Source organism: Bradyrhizobium ferriligni, from assembly GCF_056837965.1.
In genome coordinates, this window is the sequence record NZ_JBXEJO010000003.1 from 112,203 (window position 1) to 130,351 (window position 18,149).

General features: G+C 64.6%; 13 protein-coding genes. 5 read left to right on the plus strand and 8 right to left on the minus strand.

Features of this window, described 5'->3' with window-relative positions:
* Window positions 1-42 precede the first annotated feature (42 nt).
* The 4 genes from AC1VNY_RS02510 to AC1VNY_RS02525 all read left to right on the plus strand — a co-directional run bounded on the left by AC1VNY_RS02510 (window position 43) and on the right by AC1VNY_RS02525 (window position 6,362).
* The gene (locus AC1VNY_RS02510) at window positions 43-1,986 is read left to right on the plus strand and encodes a PrkA family serine protein kinase (RefSeq protein ID WP_028342433.1); all 1,944 of its coding nucleotides are present in this window, start codon (window positions 43-45) and stop codon (window positions 1,984-1,986) included.
* Window positions 1,987-2,093: 107 nt separating this feature from the next.
* The gene (locus tag AC1VNY_RS02515; protein ID WP_482403976.1) at window positions 2,094-3,362 is read left to right on the plus strand and encodes a YeaH/YhbH family protein; all 1,269 of its coding nucleotides are present in this window, start codon (window positions 2,094-2,096) and stop codon (window positions 3,360-3,362) included.
* A 4-nt stretch (window positions 3,363-3,366) separates the two neighbouring features.
* Window positions 3,367-4,911, plus strand: a complete 1,545-nt coding sequence (locus AC1VNY_RS02520; RefSeq protein WP_482403977.1) for a SpoVR family protein — start codon at window positions 3,367-3,369, stop codon at window positions 4,909-4,911.
* Between the two features lie 254 nt (window positions 4,912-5,165).
* Entirely contained in the window at window positions 5,166-6,362 is a 1,197-nt protein-coding gene (locus tag AC1VNY_RS02525; protein ID WP_482403978.1) for an ABC transporter substrate-binding protein, read from the plus strand.
* Window positions 6,363-6,540: 178 nt separating this feature from the next.
* Here the strand turns inward: AC1VNY_RS02525 and AC1VNY_RS02530 are convergent, their stop codons facing one another.
* The 4 genes from AC1VNY_RS02530 to AC1VNY_RS02545 form a co-directional block, all read right to left on the minus strand.
* Window positions 6,541-7,596 carry a 2-oxoacid:ferredoxin oxidoreductase subunit beta gene (locus AC1VNY_RS02530; RefSeq protein WP_028332672.1) on the minus strand — a complete coding sequence of 352 codons (1,056 nt, stop codon included), beginning with the start codon at window positions 7,594-7,596 and terminating at the stop codon, window positions 6,541-6,543.
* Window positions 7,593-9,440: a 2-oxoacid:acceptor oxidoreductase subunit alpha gene (locus AC1VNY_RS02535; protein WP_018273082.1), complete on the minus strand. Its 1,848-nt coding sequence runs from the start codon at window positions 9,438-9,440 to the stop codon at window positions 7,593-7,595. The genes AC1VNY_RS02530 and AC1VNY_RS02535 overlap by 4 nt, the downstream gene beginning before the upstream one ends.
* Complete coding sequence (locus AC1VNY_RS02540; RefSeq protein WP_482403979.1) at window positions 9,410-11,209, minus strand: FAD-dependent oxidoreductase; 1,800 nt, start codon at window positions 11,207-11,209, stop codon at window positions 9,410-9,412. Before AC1VNY_RS02540 ends, AC1VNY_RS02535 begins: the two co-directional genes overlap by 31 nt.
* A 287-nt stretch (window positions 11,210-11,496) precedes the next feature.
* On the minus strand, window positions 11,497-12,168 hold the full coding sequence (locus AC1VNY_RS02545) for a hypothetical protein (protein ID WP_482403980.1): 672 nt from the start codon (window positions 12,166-12,168) through the stop codon (window positions 11,497-11,499).
* A gap of 184 nt (window positions 12,169-12,352) precedes the next feature.
* Here AC1VNY_RS02545 and AC1VNY_RS02550 point away from each other — a divergent pair, with 184 nt between their 5' ends.
* The gene (locus tag AC1VNY_RS02550) at window positions 12,353-14,707 is read left to right on the plus strand and encodes a caspase family protein (protein ID WP_482403981.1); all 2,355 of its coding nucleotides are present in this window, start codon (window positions 12,353-12,355) and stop codon (window positions 14,705-14,707) included.
* 168 nt (window positions 14,708-14,875) lie between these two features.
* Here AC1VNY_RS02550 and pip read toward each other — a convergent pair whose 3' ends face one another.
* Genes pip through pqqC form a run of 4 tightly spaced genes read right to left on the minus strand, consistent with a single transcriptional unit; the run spans window position 14,876 to window position 18,140 of the window.
* Window positions 14,876-15,847 (minus strand): prolyl aminopeptidase, encoded by a 972-nt coding sequence (gene pip, locus AC1VNY_RS02555; protein WP_482403982.1) that lies wholly within the window; start codon window positions 15,845-15,847, stop codon window positions 14,876-14,878.
* Window positions 15,837-17,069: a pyrroloquinoline quinone biosynthesis protein PqqE gene (gene pqqE, locus AC1VNY_RS02560; protein ID WP_482403983.1), complete on the minus strand. Its 1,233-nt coding sequence runs from the start codon at window positions 17,067-17,069 to the stop codon at window positions 15,837-15,839. Before pqqE ends, pip begins: the two co-directional genes overlap by 11 nt.
* Complete coding sequence (gene pqqD, locus AC1VNY_RS02565; protein ID WP_016839838.1) at window positions 17,066-17,374, minus strand: pyrroloquinoline quinone biosynthesis peptide chaperone PqqD; 309 nt, start codon at window positions 17,372-17,374, stop codon at window positions 17,066-17,068. The genes pqqE and pqqD overlap by 4 nt, the downstream gene beginning before the upstream one ends.
* A 10-nt stretch (window positions 17,375-17,384) precedes the next feature.
* Complete coding sequence (gene pqqC, locus AC1VNY_RS02570) at window positions 17,385-18,140, minus strand: pyrroloquinoline-quinone synthase PqqC (RefSeq protein ID WP_482404028.1); 756 nt, start codon at window positions 18,138-18,140, stop codon at window positions 17,385-17,387.
* Between the last annotated feature and the right edge of the window lie 9 nt (window positions 18,141-18,149).

Here is an 18,149-nt window from a genome sequence, read left to right on the forward strand (position 1 = left end):
CGTGTCAGTCGTGCGGCGATACATATCGTGGAGAGAGGGATCATGTACAACGATTCTTTGTTCAACGCCTTCGCAAGGTCGTTTGAAGCGCGAAGCCAGACCGACATGTCGATGGCCGAGTATTTGGAGTCGTGTCGAAGTGATCCGATGCGATATGCAAATGCGGCCGAGCGGTTATTGGCGGCAATCGGTGAGCCCCAGATGATCGACACGGCCAAGGACCCACGCCTTGGCCGTATCTTTTTGAACCGTACGATCAGGTCGTATCCGGCCTTCGCCGGCTTCTACGGCATGGAGGATACGATCGAGCGCCTCGTCGGCTTCTTCCGTCACGCCGCGCAGGGCCTCGAAGAGCGCAAGCAGATCCTCTACCTGCTCGGGCCGGTCGGCGGCGGCAAGTCGTCGCTCGCCGAGCGCATCAAGGCGCTGATGGAGATTCATCCGATCTACGTGCTGAAGGCGGGCGACGAGCTGTCGCCGGTGTTCGAGAGTCCGCTTGGGCTGTTTGATCCCGAGACGCTTGGCCCGATGATCGAGGAGAAGTACGGCATTCCGCGCCGCCGGCTGAGCGGGCTGATGTCGCCCTGGGCCTACAAGCGGCTCGAAGCCTTCGGTGGTGACATCTCGCAATTCCGCGTCGCGCGCATCCAGCCTTCAAGGCTGCGCCAGATCGCGGTCGCCAAGACCGAGCCCGGTGACGAGAACAACCAGGACATCTCCTCGCTGGTCGGCAAGGTCGACATCCGCAAGCTCGAGACCTACGCCCAGAACGATCCCGACGCCTACAGCTATTCCGGCGGCCTCAACCGCGCCAACCAGGGCGTGCTCGAGTTCGTCGAAATGTTCAAGGCACCGATCAAGATGCTGCACCCGCTGCTGACCGCGACGCAGGAGGGCAACTACATCGGCACCGAGAACATCGGCGCGATCCCGTTCACCGGCATCATCCTCGCGCACTCCAACGAGGCGGAGTGGCAGAGCTTCAAGACCAACAAGAACAACGAGGCCTTCATCGACCGCATCTGCGTCATCAAGGTCCCGTACGTCCTGCGGGTCACCGAGGAGCAGAAGATCTACGAGAAGCTGATCCAGGGCTCCGAGCTTGCCGCAGCACCTTGCGCTCCGGCGACGCTGGAGACGATGGCGCGCTTCTCGGTGATGTCGCGGCTGCGCAAGCACGAGAACTCGACGCTGTTCGGCAAGATGCGGGTCTATGACGGCGAGAGCCTCAAGGAATCCGATCCGAAGGCGCGCAGCGTTCAGGAGTACAAGGACGCGGCCGGCGTCGACGAGGGCATGGACGGCGTCTCCACCCGCTTTGCCTTCAAGGTGCTCGCCTCGACCTTCAACCATGACACCACCGAAGTCGGCGCCGATGCGGTGCACCTGATGTATGTGCTGGAGCAGGCGATCCGCCGCGAGCAGCTGCCTGACGAGACCGAGAAGCGCTATCTCGAATTCATCAAGGCCGATCTCGCGCCGCGCTATGCCGAGTTCATCGGCAACGAGATCCAGAAGGCCTATCTGGAATCCTACGCCGACTACGGCCAAAACCTGTTCGACCGCTATGTCGACTACGCCGATGCCTGGATCGAGGATCAGGACTTCAAGGATCCCGACACCGGCCAGCTGATGAACCGCGAACTCCTGAACCAGGAGCTGACCAAGATCGAGAAGCCGGCCGGCATCGCCAACCCGAAGGACTTCCGCAACGAGGTCGTCAAGTTCTCGCTGCGCTCGCGGGCGCACAACAATGGCAAGAACCCGAGCTGGACCTCCTACGAAAAGGTTCGCGACGTGATCGAGAAGCGGATATTCTCGCAGGTCGAGGATCTGCTTCCGGTGATCTCGTTCGGTTCCAAGAAGGACGGCGAGACCGAGAAGAAGCACGGCGAGTTCGTCGAGCGGATGGTGGAGCGCGGTTATACCGAGCGCCAGGTCCGTCGGCTCGTCGAGTGGTACATGCGGGTGAAGCAGGCCGGCTAGTGCGCGATCCGGAAAGCCGGCAGCGGCTTTCCGTCTCGTTCGGTCCCGTCCAATAAGAATGCGATGCGACATGATCGCATCCGGCGTGAGGCAGATGCAACGTGGTCATGCATATCGTCGATCGGCGGTTGAATCCGGGTAGCAAGAGCCTGGAGAACCGCCAGCGCTTCCTGCGGCGCGCCAAGGCGCTGGTGCAGGGAGCTGTCAAGAAGTCGTCGCAGGACCGGGACATCAAGGATGTCCTGGAGGGCGGCGAGGTGACGATCCCGCTGGACGGCATGGACGAGCCGCGGTTCCGGCGCGAGGGTGGCACGCGTGACATGGTGCTGCCCGGCAACAAGAAGTTCGTCGAGGGCGACTGGCTGCAGCGCCCGAACCAGAGCGGTGCCAAGGGCTCCGGCGCTGGCGAGGGCGACAGCGAGGACGCCTTCCGCTTCGTGCTCAGCCGCGAGGAGTTCGTCGACCTTTTCCTCGACGACCTCGAATTGCCCGACCTTGAAAAGCGCAAGCTCGCGGAAACCGAGAGCGAGGGCCTCCGGCGCGCGGGTTATGCGACATCGGGCTCGCCCGCCAACATCTCGATCAGCCGTACGGTGAGCCGGGCGCTGGCGCGGCGTGTGGCGCTGCGCCGGCCGCGCAAGGACGAGATCGAGACGCTCGAGGCCGAGCTTGCGGAATGCGAGGACGATACGCGCCGCCGCGAACTGCTCACGCTGCTCGAAGCGCTGAAGGCCAAGGTCAAGCGGATTCCCTTTATCGATCCGATCGACATCCGCTACCGCCGCTTCGAGACGGTGCCGAAGCCGGTGGCGCAGGCCGTGATGTTCTGCCTGATGGACGTCTCGGGCTCGATGTCCGAGCACATGAAGGATCTGGCGAAGCGGTTCTACATGCTGCTCTACGTGTTCCTGAAGCGGCGCTACAAGCACGTCGAGATCGTGTTCATCCGCCACACCGACCGCGCCGAAGAGGTCGACGAGGACACGTTCTTCCATGGACCGGCGTCGGGCGGCACGCTGGTGTCGAGCGCGCTGGTCGCGATGAACGATATCGTCCGCACCCGCTTCCGTCCGGCCGACTGGAACATCTACGCCGCCCAGGCCTCGGACGGCGACAACATGACCTCCGACAGCGCGCTGACCGGTCACCTCCTGACCGACAAGATCCTGCCGGTTTGCCAGTTCTTCGCCTATCTTGAGGTCGGCGAAGCCGCCAACTACACCTTCGACATGCCGGACTCCTCGCTCTGGACCCTCTATGAGCGCCTGCGCAACGAGGGCGAGCCGCTGTCGATGCGCAAGGTGAGTGAGCGCGGCGAGATCTTCCCGGTGTTCCAGGACCTGTTCAAGCGCCGCAGCAAGCAGGAAAGGGTGTAGCGTGATGGGTTCTTCCGGGGAACGGCTGTTCGAGGGCGCCGATTGGGATTTCCAGACCTTGCAGCGGGTCCACGACGCCTGCGAGAAAATCGCGCGCACCGAGCTCGGACTCGACGTCTATCCCAACCAGATCGAGGTGATCACCGCCGAGCAGATGCTCGACGCCTATTCCTCGGTCGGCATGCCGCTGTTCTACAAGCACTGGTCGTTCGGCAAGCAGTTCGCGTTCCAGGAAGCGTCCTATCGCAAGGGCCTGATGGGCCTCGCCTATGAGATCGTGATCAATTCCTCGCCGTGCATTTCCTATCTCATGGAGGAGAACACGGCGACGATGCAGACGCTGGTGATCGCGCACGCGGCGTTCGGACACAATCACTTCTTCAAGAACAACTATCTGTTCAAGCAGTGGACCGACGCCGACGGCATTCTCGACTATCTGGAATTCGCCAAGGGCTACATCTCGGTCTGCGAGGACCGCCATGGCCGCGAGACGGTGGAGCGAACGCTCGATGCCGCGCATGCGCTGATGTCGCATGGTGTCGACCGCTATCCCGGAAAGAAGACGCTCGATTTGCGTGCCGAGGAGAAGCGGGCCGGCGAGCGCCGGCAGCACGAGGAAAGCGTGTTCAACGATTTGTGGCGAACGGTGCCGAACACCAAGGCCAAGAGCAAGGCTACGCTCACGGCCGAGCGCCGCCGCGCGCTGCTCGGCTTGCCGCAGGAGAATATCCTCTATTTCCTCGAGAAGACCGCGCCGCGCCTTGCACCCTGGCAGCGCGAGCTCATCCGCATCGTGCGCCACATCGCGCAGTATTTCTACCCGCAGGGCCAGACCAAGGTGATGAACGAGGGCACCGCGACCTACGTCCATTACCGGATCATGAGCCGGCTGCATCAGCAGGGCCGGATCACCGACGGCAATTTCCTCGAATTCCTGCAGTCGCACACCAATGTGGTGTTCCAGCCCGAATTCGACGACCGCCGCTATTCCGGCTTCAATCCCTACGCGCTCGGCTTCGCCATGATGCAGGACATCGAGCGGATCGTGAAAAATCCGGAGGACGAGGACCGCGCGTGGTTCCCCGACATCGCCGGCAAGGGCGACGTCGAGGGCGTGCTGCGCGAGATCTGGAGCAACTACCGCGACGAGAGCTTCATCAACCAGTTCCTCAGCCCGGCGCTGATCCGGCGCTTCCGCATGTTCCATTTGCACGACGACCCCGCGGAAAGCCAGGGGATCAAGGTCGACGCGATCCACGACGAGCGCGGCTACCGCCGGGTCCGCCGCGAGTTGGCGCGGCAATACGACGTAGGCTTCGTCGACGCCAATATCGAGGTCGTGGATGTCGATCTCGACGGCGATCGCCGCCTGATGCTGCGTCACACCACCGTGAAGGGCGCGCAGCTCAACGAGACCGATGCCCGGCGCGTGCTGCAGCATCTCGCCGATCTGTGGTCCTACGACGTCGCGCTGACCGAAATCGACGGCACCGACAAGGTGCTGAAGGAATATGTCGTCAGCCCGCGCGCGGCGGCGGTCGCGGCTTGAGGATCATGTTCTCGCTGACATGAGCGCGGCGCACACCGCCGCGCGGAATGCGAGTCTTGCTCGGTGAACCTTCGTGACTATCGAAGGCTCACATCATGAACATCACGGCAACATTCCGGATCTTGAAAGCGCACGATGCTCGGCGAGCGAATGCGATTGCCGGCATGCGGAAATCTCATTGCAGTCTTCTTCGCGATTGCCTGCGCGGGCGCGATTGATAAGGTGCGCCGCGTCAAGAAAACCAAGAAAAGGATATGCCCTTGTCAACTCGCTCTTGCCTGGCGGGCCTCCTCGCCGTCACCACGCTCACCGCCTCGTCGATCTCGCCGTCCATCGCAGCCGACACCGCGATCAGAATAGGAAACACCGCGCCCTATAGCGGCCCGGCGTCGGCCTACGGCACGATCGCGCATGCCGAAGCCGCATATTTCCAGATGCTCAACGATCAGGGCGGCATCAACGGCCGCAAGATCGACTTCGAGAGTCTCGACGACGCCTATTCGCCGTCGAAGACGGTCGAGCAGACCCGCAAGCTCGTCGAGCAGGACGAGGTGCTCGCGGTCTTCAGTGCGGTCGGCACCGCGCCGAACATCTCGGTGCAGAAGTACCTCAACATCAAGCACGTGCCGCAGCTGTTCGTGTCCTCCGGCGCGACACGCTGGAACGATCCAAAGCAATTCCCGTGGACGGTCGGTTTCAATCCGACCTACGAGCTCGAAGGCCGGCTCTACGCAAAATACATCCTGAAGACCAAGCCGGATGCGAAGATCGCCGTCATCACGCCGAACGAGGATGCCGGCAAGGACTATCTCAGGGGTTTCAAGGACGGGCTCGGCGAGCATGTCGGCCAGATCGTCGCGGAGACCACGTATCTCACGACCGATCCCACCATCGATTCCCAGATGGTGACGATGCGCGAGTCCGGCGCGGACGTGTTCTTCGCCGAGGCGACGCCGAAATTCGCGGCCCAGGCGCTGCGCAAGGCGGCGAGCATGGGCTGGAAGCCGCTGACCATCCTGCCGACCGTCTCCAACTCCGTCTCCGCGGTGCTCGAGCCGGCCGGCCTCGAGAACGTGATCGGCGTCGTGACCGGCCTCTACCTGAAGGATCCGACCGATCCGCGCTGGGCCGACGATCCCGCGCAGAAGGAGTTTGCGGCCTGGATGAAGAAGTACCAGCCGAATGCGAGCCCGGGCGACCTCTTCAACGTGCAGGGCTACACGGTGGCGCAGGTCATGACGGCGGTGCTGAAGAACTGCAACGGTGATTACAGCCGCGACAACATCATCAAGCAGGCGACCAATCTGAAGGCGCTCGAATTGCCGATGCTGCTGCCGGGCATCAAGGTGCAGACCGAGCCCGACAATGTGACGCCGATCCGGCAAATCCAGATGGCGCGGTTCGACGGCAAGTCCTGGGCGCTGTTCGGCGACGTCTTGAGCGACAAGTAGCGGTCACCAACTCCGCTGTCGTCCCTGCCTAGTGCGCAATTGCGCACGGGAGCAGGGACCCATACGCCGCGGCTTCTGTTGTGAACGGGACTCGTCGTTCCAGCGTAGCCTGACGATCTGCATCGGTGGTTATGGGTCCCTGCTTTCGCAGGGACGACATGGAGTGTGCTGCCACTGCTCAGCGCAGGCTGGCGTTGATCTTGTCGAGCACCGCTGAGCCGGGGCACAGCGCCTGCTCGTCCAGCGTGTTGAGCGGCGTCTCGACAGTGTCGAGATGGGTGTGCAGATCCTCGGCGTCCGGATCGACGTAAAGCAGACCGGTGACGATCTGGCCCTTGGCCGCATGCTTCTGCAGGAAGGTCATCGCGCCGAGGCGATCATGCGGATCGTAGTCGGCGTCGAGCTTGCGCAGCGCGAGCCGCGAGCCGTCATGCTGCTCGACCACCTGCACGGTGCCCGGCGCATAGTCGACGCTGATCGGATCGCGGCCGACCAGCACGTCGAGACGGTTCACCGCGTCATTGTGCTCGCGGACATAGTCAAAACTCTTGGTTGAGCCGGCGTGGTTGTTGAAGGCGATGCAGGGGCTGATCACGTCGATGAAGGACGCTCCCTTGTGGCGGATCGCAGCCGCGATCAGCGGTACCAGCTGGGTCTTGTCGCCGGAGAAGCTGCGCGCCACGAAGGTGGCGCCGAGTTGCAGCGCGATCGCGACCAGGTCGATCGCATTGTCGGTGTTGGTGACGCCCTTCTTCGACTTCGAGCCGCGGTCGGCGGTGGCCGAGAACTGGCCCTTGGTCAGGCCGTACACGCCGTTGTTCTCGACGATATAGGTCATGTTGACGGCGCGCCGGATCGAATGCGCGAACTGGCCGAAGCCGATCGAGGCGGAATCGCCGTCGCCGGAGACGCCGAGATAGATCAGGTCGCGGTTGGCGAGGTTGGCGCCGGTCAGCACCGACGGCATGCGGCCATGCACCGAGTTGAAGCCGTGCGAATTGCCGAGGAAGTAGTCCGGCGTCTTCGACGAGCAGCCGATGCCGGAAATCTTCGCCACCCGGTGCGGCTCGATCGAGAGCTCGTAGCAGGCCTCGATGATCGAGGCGGTGATCGAATCGTGGCCGCAGCCGGCGCACAGCGTCGAGATCTTCCCCTCGTAGTCGCGGTGGGTATAGCCCAGCTCGTTCTTCTTCAGGCCGGGATGATGGAACTTCGGCTTTGCAATGTAGGTCATGTCACGGCCTTGCGGAGAGGGGTCACCTTGAGATGATCCTGGTGGTCGCCGATCGCGCCTGCGATGAAGCGCGCGGTGATCGGCGTGCCGTCATAGTGCAGGATCGGCACCAGCCTGACGGGGTCGATGCCGTTCTCGTTGACGATCAGCTGGCGGAGCTGCGCGTCGCGGTTCTGCTCGACCACGTAGACGAAATCGTGGTCGGCGATGAAGCTCGCGACGCTGGAGTGGAACGGGAAGGCACGGATGCGCATGCGGTCGAGCTGATGGCCGCGCGCCTCCAGGATCCCGATCGCCTCGTCCATCGCGGGCGAGGTCGAGCCGAAATAGATCACGCCGTATTTGGTCGGCTTCGCCGCATTGGCCTGCAGCGGCCGCGGCACCATGTCCTGCGCGGTCTCGAACTTGCGCACCAGGCGCTGCATGTTGTCGGCGTAGACCGCGCCTTCCTCGGAATAGCGCGCGTAGCGGTCGCGCGAGGTTCCGCGGGTGAAGTAGGAACCCTTGGTCGGATGCGTGCCGGGATAGGTGCGATAGGGGATGCCGTCGCCGTCGACGTCGAGATAGCGGCCGAAGTCGCGGCCTTCCTCGAGCATCTCCGCCGTCATCACCTTGCCGCGGTCGTATTGCTTCGCGTCGTCCCACTTCAGCGGACGGCACAGCCGGTGGTTCATGCCGATGTCGAGATCGAGCATCAGGAAGATCGTGGTCTGCAGCCGCTCGGCGAGGTCGAAGGCGGCCGCGGCGAACTCGAACGCCTCCGCCGGATCCTCCGGGAACAGCAGCACGTGCTTGGTATCGCCATGCGAGGCATAGGCGCAGGCGATCACGTCGCATTGCTGGGTGCGGGTCGGCATGCCCGTCGAGGGGCCGGCGCGCTGGATGTTCATGATCACGGCCGGGATCTCGGCGAAATAGGACAGGCCGATGAACTCGGTCATCAGCGAAATGCCCGGACCCGAGGTCGCGGTGAAGGCCCGCGCGCCGTTCCAGGAGGCGCCGATCACGATGCCGATCGAGGCGAGTTCGTCCTCGCCCTGCACGATCGCGTATTTCGCCTTGCCGGTCTCGGGATCGTGGCGATACTTCTTGCAGTGGCTGGTGAAGGCTTCCGCCACCGACGATGACGGGGTGATCGGATACCAGGCGCACACGGTGGCGCCGCCATAGACGGCGCCGAGCGCGGCCGCACTGTTGCCTTCGACGAAGATGCGGTCGCCGACCTTGTCGGACTTTTTCACCCGCAGCCCGAGCGGGCATTTCAGGTTCTGCAGCGCCCAGTCGCGGCCGAGATGCAGCGCATGGACGTTGGAGGAGAGCAGCTTCTCCTTGCCCTTGTACTGCTCGCCGATCAGCTGCTCGACCAGCTTGGGATCTAGGTCGAGCAGGGCGCAGAGCGCGCCGAGATAGATGATGTTCTTGAACAGCTGGCGTTGCCTGGGATCGGTGTAGGTCGAGTTGGTGATCGCGGTCAGCGGCACGCCGATGACGGTGATGTCCTCGCGGAATTTCGACGACGGCATCGGCTTGGTCGAATCGTAGAACAGATAGCCGCCGGGCTCGATCGAGGCGACGTCCTTGTCCCAGGTCTGCGGGTTCATCGCCACCATCAAGTCGACGCCGCCGCGGGCGCCGAGATGGCCGTCCTCGGTGACGCGCACCTCATACCAGGTCGGCAGGCCCTGGATGTTGGAGGGGAAGATGTTGCGTGGTGAGACCGGCACGCCGTGGCGCAGGATCGAGCGCGCGAACAGTTCGTTGGCGGAAGCCGAGCCCGAACCGTTGACGTTGGCGAAGCGGACGACGAAGTCGTTTACGCTGCTGATCGGGCTTTGGACTGACATGTTGATCCCGCTTGAACCATATCGATGAGGTACTTCTGCATGTCCCAGGCGCCGGTCGGGCAGCGCTCGGCACACAGCCCGCAATGCAGGCAGACGTCTTCGTCCTTCACCATGACGCGGCCGGTCTTGAGGTCGCCGGAGACGTAGAGCGCCTGGTCGTGACGCGGCGAGGGCGCCTTCAGCCGCTGCCGCAAATCATCCTCCTCGCCGTTCTCGGTGAAGCTGATGCAGTCCATCGGACAGATGTCGACGCAGGCGTCGCATTCGATGCACAGCGGCGCGGAGAAAACTGTCTGCACGTCGCAATTCAGGCAGCGCTGCGCCTCGCCGACCGCGAGCTTGAGGTCGTAACCGAGCTCGACCTCGGCGCGGATGTCCTTCAGCGCGACCACCTTGTCGCGATGCGGCACCTTGAAGCGCTTGTCGGCGGAGATGTCGTTGTCGTAGCTCCACTCGTGGATGCCCATCTTCTGCGAGGAGACGTGCACCTCGGGCAGCGGGCGCTCGTTGATGTCCTCGCCGGACAGCAATCGGTGGATGGAGAGCGCGGCGTCGTGGCCATGCGCCACCGCCCAGATGATGTTCTTCGGCCCGAACGCCGCATCGCCGCCGAAGAACACCTTCGGATTGGTCGAGACGAACGTCTTGGGATCGACCTTCGGCATGTGCCACTTGTCGAATTCGATGCCGCAATCGGCTTCGATCCAGGGGAACGCGTTCTCCTGGCCGACCGCAACGAGCACATCGTCGCAGGGCACGGTCTCGTCAGGCTCGCCCGAGGGCACCAGATTGCGGCGGCCCTTGGCGTCGTACTCCGCCTTCACTTTCTGGAAGGTGACGCCGATCAGCTTGCCGGCCACATGCTTGAAGGCCACCGGCACCATGTAGTTGAGGATCGGGATGTCCTCGTGAAGCGCGTCTTCCTTTTCCCACGGCGAGGCCTTCATTTCCTCAAAGCCGGATCGGACGATCACCTTGACGCTTTCGCCGCCGAGGCGGCGCGCGGTGCGGCAGCAATCCATCGCCGTGTTGCCGCCGCCGAGCACGATGACGCGGCGACCGATCTTGTCGACGTGGCCGAACGAGACGTTGGCCAGCCACTCGATGCCGATATGGATGTTGGCGGCGGCCTCCTTGCGGCCGGGGATGTCGAGCTCGCGGCCGCGCGGCGCGCCGCTGCCGACGAATATCGCGTCATAGTTCTCGGCGAGCAGCTGCTTCAGGCTGTCGACGCGCTGGCCGCCCTTGAACTCGACACCGAGGTTCAGGATGTAGTCGGTCTCCTCGTCGATCACGCTGTCGGGCAGGCGGAATTTCGGAATCTGGCTGCGCATCATGCCGCCGGCCTTGGGATCGCCGTCGAACACGGTGCAGTGATAGCCGAGCGGCGCGAGATCGCGCGCCACCGTGAGCGAGGCGGGGCCGCCGCCGACCAGCGCGACGCGCTTGCCGTTCTTCGGTCCCGGCTTCGGCAGGCGATGCTTGATGTCGTCCTTGAAGTCCGCGGCGACGCGCTTCAGGCGGCAGATCGCGACCGGATTGTCCTCGACCCGGCCGCGGCGGCATGCCGGCTCGCATGGACGGTCGCAGGTGCGCCCGAGAATGCCGGGGAACACGTTGGACTTCCAATTGATCATGTAGGCGTCGCTGTAACGCCCCTCAGCAATCAACCGGATGTACTCGGGAACAGGGGTGTGTGCGGGGCAGGCCCATTGGCAATCGACTACTTTATGAAAGTAATCCGGCGCCGAGATATCAGTCGGTTTCATTCCTACCTTTGACCCGCGCGAAAATGCCAGACCCGCGCGGCCTTATCGTTGACGACGAACGCTCACGTTGCGTTGTTCTGGTTTTTGAATTGGATCATAGGCTTATCTTATTAGAGCCGTTCCAGAGAAGGCAAAGGCTAAATTGTCCGATCATCAGCTTTCGCGCGGCTGATGCGCGTGTAGCGTTAATCTCGATTGCGTTATGTGGCGGTGCAGCATGATCTGCGCCGCCACTTGTTGAGAAGATTTTTTTCGGGAAAGCGCTTCGCACGTTTCCGGATCGTGCTTTACGGGCGCGGAAGGTCGCTCTTCGCGATATCCCACAACAGCCTGTAGACGCCGCTGGTGATCACGAGCGGCTTCAAGGCTGCATTGCCGGTGATGCCTGCGGCCGCTGCGGGGACCGCGCTGACGTCGGTGGCGTCGATCAGCACGAACCAGTCGCCGGCGCCGGGATCGGGTTTCTCCGCATCCGGCGTGAGCGGCTTCGACAGGTCAGGGTCGTTCTCCAGCAGGTGCATCGAGATGATGCCGTCGCGCGAGGCTGGATCGAGTTGCTCCCGCAATGCAGCGCGAAGTTTGTCCGCGCCTTCGACGGGCGGGCGCAGGCGGATGATGCCGAGCGCTGCGCCCCTGCCGACGCCGCGGCTGATCGTGATCCGCGCGACTCCGCGGATCATGTTCTGAAAGCGCGCGATATTGGCCTTCGACCAGTCGGTCTGGTTGGCGAGCGCCTTGCGATAGGCCGGGCTCTCGAGCACATCGAAGGTCGCGGTCGAGTACAGGCTGAGATATTTCGGCTTGCCGTCATGGGCGACGTAGCGGCGGGCTTCCAGGAAGCCGTCGATGGCGACCCGTTCCTCGAGATGCTCGCGGTCGTACCAGCGATTGAATTCAGCTTCGTGCAAGCTGTCGATATCCATCGAAGTCAGCAGCATGCCTTGTCCGGCGATTGGCATCGAGTGCTCCTTTTTTGCCTGTTTTATCCGCGCAATATCGCCTGATCGCGCGTACCAGGGAAGCCGGTTCCCGGCAGCGCAGACCAAGGATTGCCACAATTGCTGCAATCCTGTTCAGCACCGGTTCACAGAGGTAGCATTTCATTCGTTACACCAACTCTCGAGAAGAAAAGGGACGGCCACCATGGCACGCATTCTGTGGGCATTGATCGTCGGTCTGGTGTCGTTCGCCTCGCTTCCCGTGCATGCGCAGGATCAGGAAAAGCGTCTCGCACTTGTCGTCGGCAACGGCGCCTATGAGGCCGGCGCGTTGCAGACCGCCGCGAACGATGCCGGCCTGATCGCGCAGACCTTGCAGGCCGCCGGCTTCGACGTGATCGGCGCACGCGATCTCGACGGCGAAACGCTGCGCAAATCGTTCCGCGATTTCATCCAGAAGGTGCAGGAGGCGGGGCCCAATGCCGTCGCCTTTGTCTATCTCGCCGGCTACGGCGTGCAGCTCACCGGCGAGAACTATTTCGTGCCGGTCGACGCCAAGATTGCCCGCGACACCGACGTGCCGGTCGAGGCGATCCGCATCTCCGACTACAGCCATCAACTCTCGGCGCTGCCGATCAAGGCCGGCGTGATCGTGCTCGATGCGGCGCGCAGTAATCCGTTCGCCAAGGAAGGCCAGCCGCTGGCCGGCGGTCTTGCGCTGGTCGATCCCGATCCGAAGATGCTGATCGGCTTCAATTCGGCGCCCGGCACCGTCGCCCCTGACGGTGCGCCGCCTTACGGGCCTTATGCGCAGGCGTTGGCGGAAATGATCCGCACCGGCGGCCTGACCTTGCCCGAGGTGTTCGACCGCGTTCGCCTGCGCGTCAACGAGATGACCAAGGGCGCCGAGATCCCGTGGGATGCGCACAAGGTCGACGCGCCCTTCATGTTCTTCGAGCGCAAGCCGGACGCGCCGCCGCAGAAGGTCGATGCCGGGCTGCGCACCAAGCCGATCCGCGATTTCTCGGCGCAGGATGCCTACGCCGCGGCGCTGGAGCGCGACACGCTGCAGGGCTACGAGGATTACCTGCAAGCCTATCCAAACGATCCGCTGGCCAAGCGCGTGCGCGCGATCGTGGCGGCGCGGCGCGAGGCCATCACCTGGCGGCGCACCTACAATGCCGACACGCCTGATGCGTACTGGTCGTACCTGCGGCGTTATCCGCGCGGGCCGCATGCCTACGACGCAAGGCGCCGGCTCACCTATCTGTCGGCCGCGCTCGAGCCGCCGCCGCAGTTCACGGCGCTCGACTACGACGTGCCGCCGCCGCCGCCCGACGAGGTCGTCTATGTCGACCGTCCGGTGCTGTACTACAGCGATCCGGTGTTCGACTTCGCGCCGCCTCCGCCGCCGCCGGTGGTCTTCCTGCCGCCGCCGCCGCCGGACTTCGTCGTGCTGCCGCCACCGCCGCCGCCGATCGGCCTGTACGTGCTGCCGACGCCGATGTTCGTGGCGATGCCGGCCTATGTCGCCGCACCGGCCTATGTCGTGCCGCCGCAGAACAACATCGTATTCAACAACATCCACAACACCACTGTCATCAACACGGTCATCAACAATCCCAACCCGACGCCGGCGCAGCTCCATGCGGCCGGGGTGACGGCGGCGATGGGCGGCGCGCCGGTGACGGCGGCACCGCGCCTGCCGGCTGCGGCAATGCAGCGCGCCAACCTGCCGGGCGCTCCGCAAGGCGTGACGCCCGCGCAAGGTGCGGCGATGGGAGCTCCACGCGCCGCACCAAACGCTGCTGCCACTCCGAATGCTGCCGCCGCTCCGAATGCGATGGGCGCGCCTAGCACACCGGGTGCCCATACCCTGCCGGGTGCGAAAAATGGACCGCCGCTGCCGCAGTCGGCGACCGCACCGGCCAATGCCATGCAGCATGGCGCTGTGCCGCCGGGAGCCGCACAACGCGGCGCCGCACAACCCGGCGCCGCGCAACCTGGGGCAAAGCCGAATGCGGTGGTGCCGGGCAAGCCGGCGACCGCGATGGCGCCTGCCAATGCGCAGCCTGCTCCTCCGGCCAAGCCCGGTGCCGCCCCGGCGACAAACGCGCCCTCCTCACCCGCGGCCGCCGGTAAGCCTGGCGCGCAACCGCTCCCGCATGCCGCGACCGCGCCGACCGCAAACGTGAAGCCCTCGGCGGCGCCGTCACCGGCGAACCGCGCGATGTCGACACGGCCGCCGCCGGTCGCGCGCCCGGCGCCCGCCCGCGCCGCGGTGTCGCCGGCGCCGGTCTCCCGGCCCGCGCCGGCGCACGTTGCAGCCCCGCCGGTGCGTGCCGCAGCTCCGCCGCCGCGGCCGGTTGCCCCGCCGCCGCGCGCCGCCGCCGTTGCGCCGCGTCCGGCACCGGCTCCGGCCCCGCACGTTGCGCCGCCGCCACGGCCGGCGATGCAGGCGCAACGCGCAGCACCGCCGCCGCGAATGGCGGCGCCGCCAAGGCCTGCGCCCGCGCCACGGGCAGCGCCAGCATGTCCTCCCGGCAAGTGCAAACATTGAGGGAAGCAAGGGAGCCGGTCGAGTTCTTCACCGGCTCCTGATGTCGAGGGTGTTCCTGCGGCGGGCTAGAGCATTTTCGGTTCTGATTGAATCAGAACCGAAGCTCTAGATTCTTGTTTTGACGCGTTTTCTTCACGCGAACCGGTGCCCACTTCGCTCGAAAACGCTCTAGCGCTTGGCCGCGAGGTCGGCGATCGCCTTCATCACGGCGTTGCGGATGCCGGGATCATAGAGGATGTGGCCTGCGCCATCGACGATGCGGACCTCGCTGCCCGGCCAGCGCGCAGCGAGCGCGTGCGATGTCGCGGGCGGGCACAACAGATCGTAGCGGCCCTGCACCAGGATGCCGGGAATGCCGGCGAGCCTGCCGGCCTCATCCATCAACTGGTGCGGCCGCATGAAGCAATTGTTGGCGAAGTAGTGCGCCTCCATGAACGGCGTCGAGGGCAGGGCGCCTGAGGCTTTGAGGTCGAGCCGCGTCTGCTTCGGCGTGTGCTCCGACAGCGCGCGTTCGGTGTCGTGCCAGGCGCGCGCGGCCGGCGCATGCACGGCGGCGTCGGGATCGAGGATGCGGCGATAATAGGCCGCAAGCGGCGATGCACGCTCGCTCTCGGGCAGGAAGTTGAGGAAGTCCTCGGAGAGGGCGGGATAGAAGCGCGGCAAGGCGCGCAGGAAAACATCGTCCAGCTCCTCGGCTGTGCCGAGAAACGTCGCGCGCAGCACCAGCCCGCTGACCCGCTCGGGATGGGCCTGTGCATAGGCCAGCGCCAGCGTCGCGCCCCAGGAGCCGCCGACCACCATCCAGCGCGCGAAGCCGAACCGCTCGCGGATCTTCTCCATATCCGCGATCATGTGCTGCGTCGTGTTGTTGTCGCGGCTGCCTTTCGGCCGGCTGCGACCGCAGCCGCGCTGGTCGAACAGCACGGCGTGAAAGCGCTCGGGATCGAACAGCCGGCGATGATCGGGCTGGCAGCCGCTGCCGGGGCCGCCATGCAGATAGACCGCGGGAATGCCGCCCTCGCGCCCGACGCTCTCGACATGGAGATCGTGGCCATCGCCGACGTCGAGCCATTCCGACGTCAGCGGCGCAAAGGGATCGGCACGCCTCGCGGCCTTGCCGACATCGGCGTCAGGCGCCATTGCGCTTGTCCTGGGATTCGTTCCGGGGTTCGTCCGTCTCCAGCGTGCCGCCGGCGAAGTTGCGATACAGGAAACGGTTCTGCGTGCCGGCGGATTCCCGCTCGGCCTGCTTGAAGATCTCCTCGTGTCGCGGCGACAGCGCGCAGGCCGGGTCGGTGTTGCCGGCATCGCCGGTCAGCGCAAAGGCCTGGCAGCGGCAACCGCCGTAATCGACCTCGCGGAATTCGCAACTCTTGCACGGCTCCGGCATCCAGCCGGTGCCGCGATAGCGGTTGAAGGCCTCGGAATTCTGCCAGATCCAGGCGATCGAATGGTTCGAGCGCACCGATTCGAATTCGAGCCCGGTGATGCTTTCGGCGGCGTGGCACGGCAGCACCTTGCCGGCCGGCGAGATGTTGAAGAACTGGCGGCCCCAGCCGCCCATGCATTTCTTCGGCCGCAGCGCGTAGTAATCCGGCACCACATAGTCGATCGCGAGCGTGCCCTTCAGGCGCACCTGGGCTTCCTCCACGATGCGGCTGGTTTCCTCGATCTGCTCGATCGTCGGCATCAGCGCGGCGCGGTTCTTCAACGCCCAGCCGTAATACTGCACGTTGGCGACCTCGAGCCGGTCGGCGTCGAGGTCGACCGCCATCTGGATGATGTCGGGCAGCTGGTGCAGGTTCTGCCGGTGCATCACCGCATTCACCGTGAGCGGCAATTCCACCTCGCGCGTCCATTTCGCGACCTCGAGCTTCTTGCGATGCGCGTCCTTGAGGCCCGCAACGCGATCGGCGACGATGGGCTCGTTGCCCTGGAAGCTGATCTGCACATGGCTGAGGCCGGCATCGGCCAGCGCCGAAAGCTTGTCCCTGGTCAGCAGCACGGCCGAGGTGATCAGGTTCGAATACAGCCCGACATCGGTCGCGTGCTGCACCAGCTCGACGATATCCTTGCGCGCGGTCGGCTCGCCGCCGGAGAAATGGATCTGCAGCACGCCGAGCTCGGCAAGCTCGCTCAGCACCTTCTTCCATTCGTCGGTGGTGAGCTCGGTCGAGCCGCGGTCGAGCTCGACCGGGTTGGAGCAGTACGGGCATTGCAGCGGGCAGCGGTGGGTGATCTCGAGCAGCACCGCAAGGGGAATGCCGTAGGTCTCAGCCGCCGAGCGCGTTTGCTCGAGCACCGCGAGCCCGTCGGTTGGGCCTGCTGTCGTTGTCTTGTTGTCGGCGAGCGTGTCACTCATGCTGTGCTCTCGCGCGCTTCGGTGAGAAAGCCCTTGTCGGCCAGATCCTGCAACATGGCGATCACGTCGGTTGCGATCGCCTCGCGCGGGGCGGCATATTTCTCCGCAAGCTGGTCGACCATCGCGGCGACGCTGCGCACGCCGTCGCAGAGTTGCAGCACCTCGACCGCGATGTCATCCGGCGCCAGAACGCGTTCCGGCGCCAGGATCACCCAGACCTGCCGCGTCTCGTCGAATTTCAGCTTGGTATGGCGCGGCAGTTTCGGCCGGCTGGTCTCGCTGACGCTGATGTTGCGGCTGGCCATGACGTTGTCTCTAACCTGTCTTCGGCACGAAGGCGCCGGGCGGAATCTGGCCGTCGACATAGGCGTGATAGAGCGCATCGAGTTGCACCCACAGCACGTTGGTCTTGAAGATCAGCGCGTTGCAGACCGCCTCGCGCTCCGCCGACGTCCTGGCGTGCTGCTTGACGTAGTCGAGCGCGAAGCCGGCGTCGCGCGGCGCCTGGGTCAGGCGGCGGCTGAAATAGCTCATGATATCAGGGTTGACGAAGTCGTAGTGCTTCAGCATCCCCGAGATACGCTCCTCGTGCAGGTTCGGCGCGAACAATTCGGTGAGCGAGGAGGCGATCGCCTCCAGCGGGGTGCGGTCGCGGCAGAAATGCACATAGGCTTCGACGGCGAAGCGCGTCGCCGGCAAGATGCCTTCGGTGGATTCAACATAGGCGGTGTCGAGGCCGAGGCCCTCGGTCAGCTTCAGCCAGCGCTCGATGCCGCCTTCATTGCCGAGATCGCCGTCGTGATCCTCGATGCGGTGACGCCATTCGATCCTTGTGTTGCGGTCGCGGAAGCGCGAGATCACCATCGCGTCCTTCAAAGGGATCGTGCTCTGATAGTAATAGCGGTTCAGCGCCCAGGCCTGGACCTGGCCCTTGTTGAGCTTGCCGCCGTGCAGCAGGCGGTGGAACGGGTGCAGGCTGTGATAGCGCGTGGCACCGATCGTGCGCAGCGTCGCCTCCATCTCCTCGGCACTGTCGAGCGTGATGCCCTTGCCGATCGAGAGCGCGGTCATTCCGGTGGT

Coding starts and splice junctions, on each gene's coding strand:
- AC1VNY_RS02510 (WP_028342433.1), top strand. CDS start 43: ATGTACAACGATTCTTTGTTCAACGCCTTCGCAAGGTCGTTTGAAGCG.
- AC1VNY_RS02515 (WP_482403976.1), top strand. CDS start 2,094: ATGCATATCGTCGATCGGCGGTTGAATCCGGGTAGCAAGAGCCTGGAG.
- AC1VNY_RS02520 (WP_482403977.1), top strand. CDS start 3,367: ATGGGTTCTTCCGGGGAACGGCTGTTCGAGGGCGCCGATTGGGATTTC.
- AC1VNY_RS02525 (WP_482403978.1), top strand. CDS start 5,166: ATGCCCTTGTCAACTCGCTCTTGCCTGGCGGGCCTCCTCGCCGTCACC.
- AC1VNY_RS02530 (WP_028332672.1), bottom strand. CDS start 7,596: ATGACCTACATTGCAAAGCCGAAGTTCCATCATCCCGGCCTGAAGAAG.
- AC1VNY_RS02535 (WP_018273082.1), bottom strand. CDS start 9,440: ATGTCAGTCCAAAGCCCGATCAGCAGCGTAAACGACTTCGTCGTCCGC.
- AC1VNY_RS02540 (WP_482403979.1), bottom strand. CDS start 11,209: ATGAAACCGACTGATATCTCGGCGCCGGATTACTTTCATAAAGTAGTC.
- AC1VNY_RS02545 (WP_482403980.1), bottom strand. CDS start 12,168: ATGCCAATCGCCGGACAAGGCATGCTGCTGACTTCGATGGATATCGAC.
- AC1VNY_RS02550 (WP_482403981.1), top strand. CDS start 12,353: ATGGCACGCATTCTGTGGGCATTGATCGTCGGTCTGGTGTCGTTCGCC.
- pip (WP_482403982.1), bottom strand. CDS start 15,847: ATGGCGCCTGACGCCGATGTCGGCAAGGCCGCGAGGCGTGCCGATCCC.
- pqqE (WP_482403983.1), bottom strand. CDS start 17,069: ATGAGTGACACGCTCGCCGACAACAAGACAACGACAGCAGGCCCAACC.
- pqqD (WP_016839838.1), bottom strand. CDS start 17,374: ATGGCCAGCCGCAACATCAGCGTCAGCGAGACCAGCCGGCCGAAACTG.
- pqqC (WP_482404028.1), bottom strand. CDS start 18,140: ATGACCGCGCTCTCGATCGGCAAGGGCATCACGCTCGACAGTGCCGAG.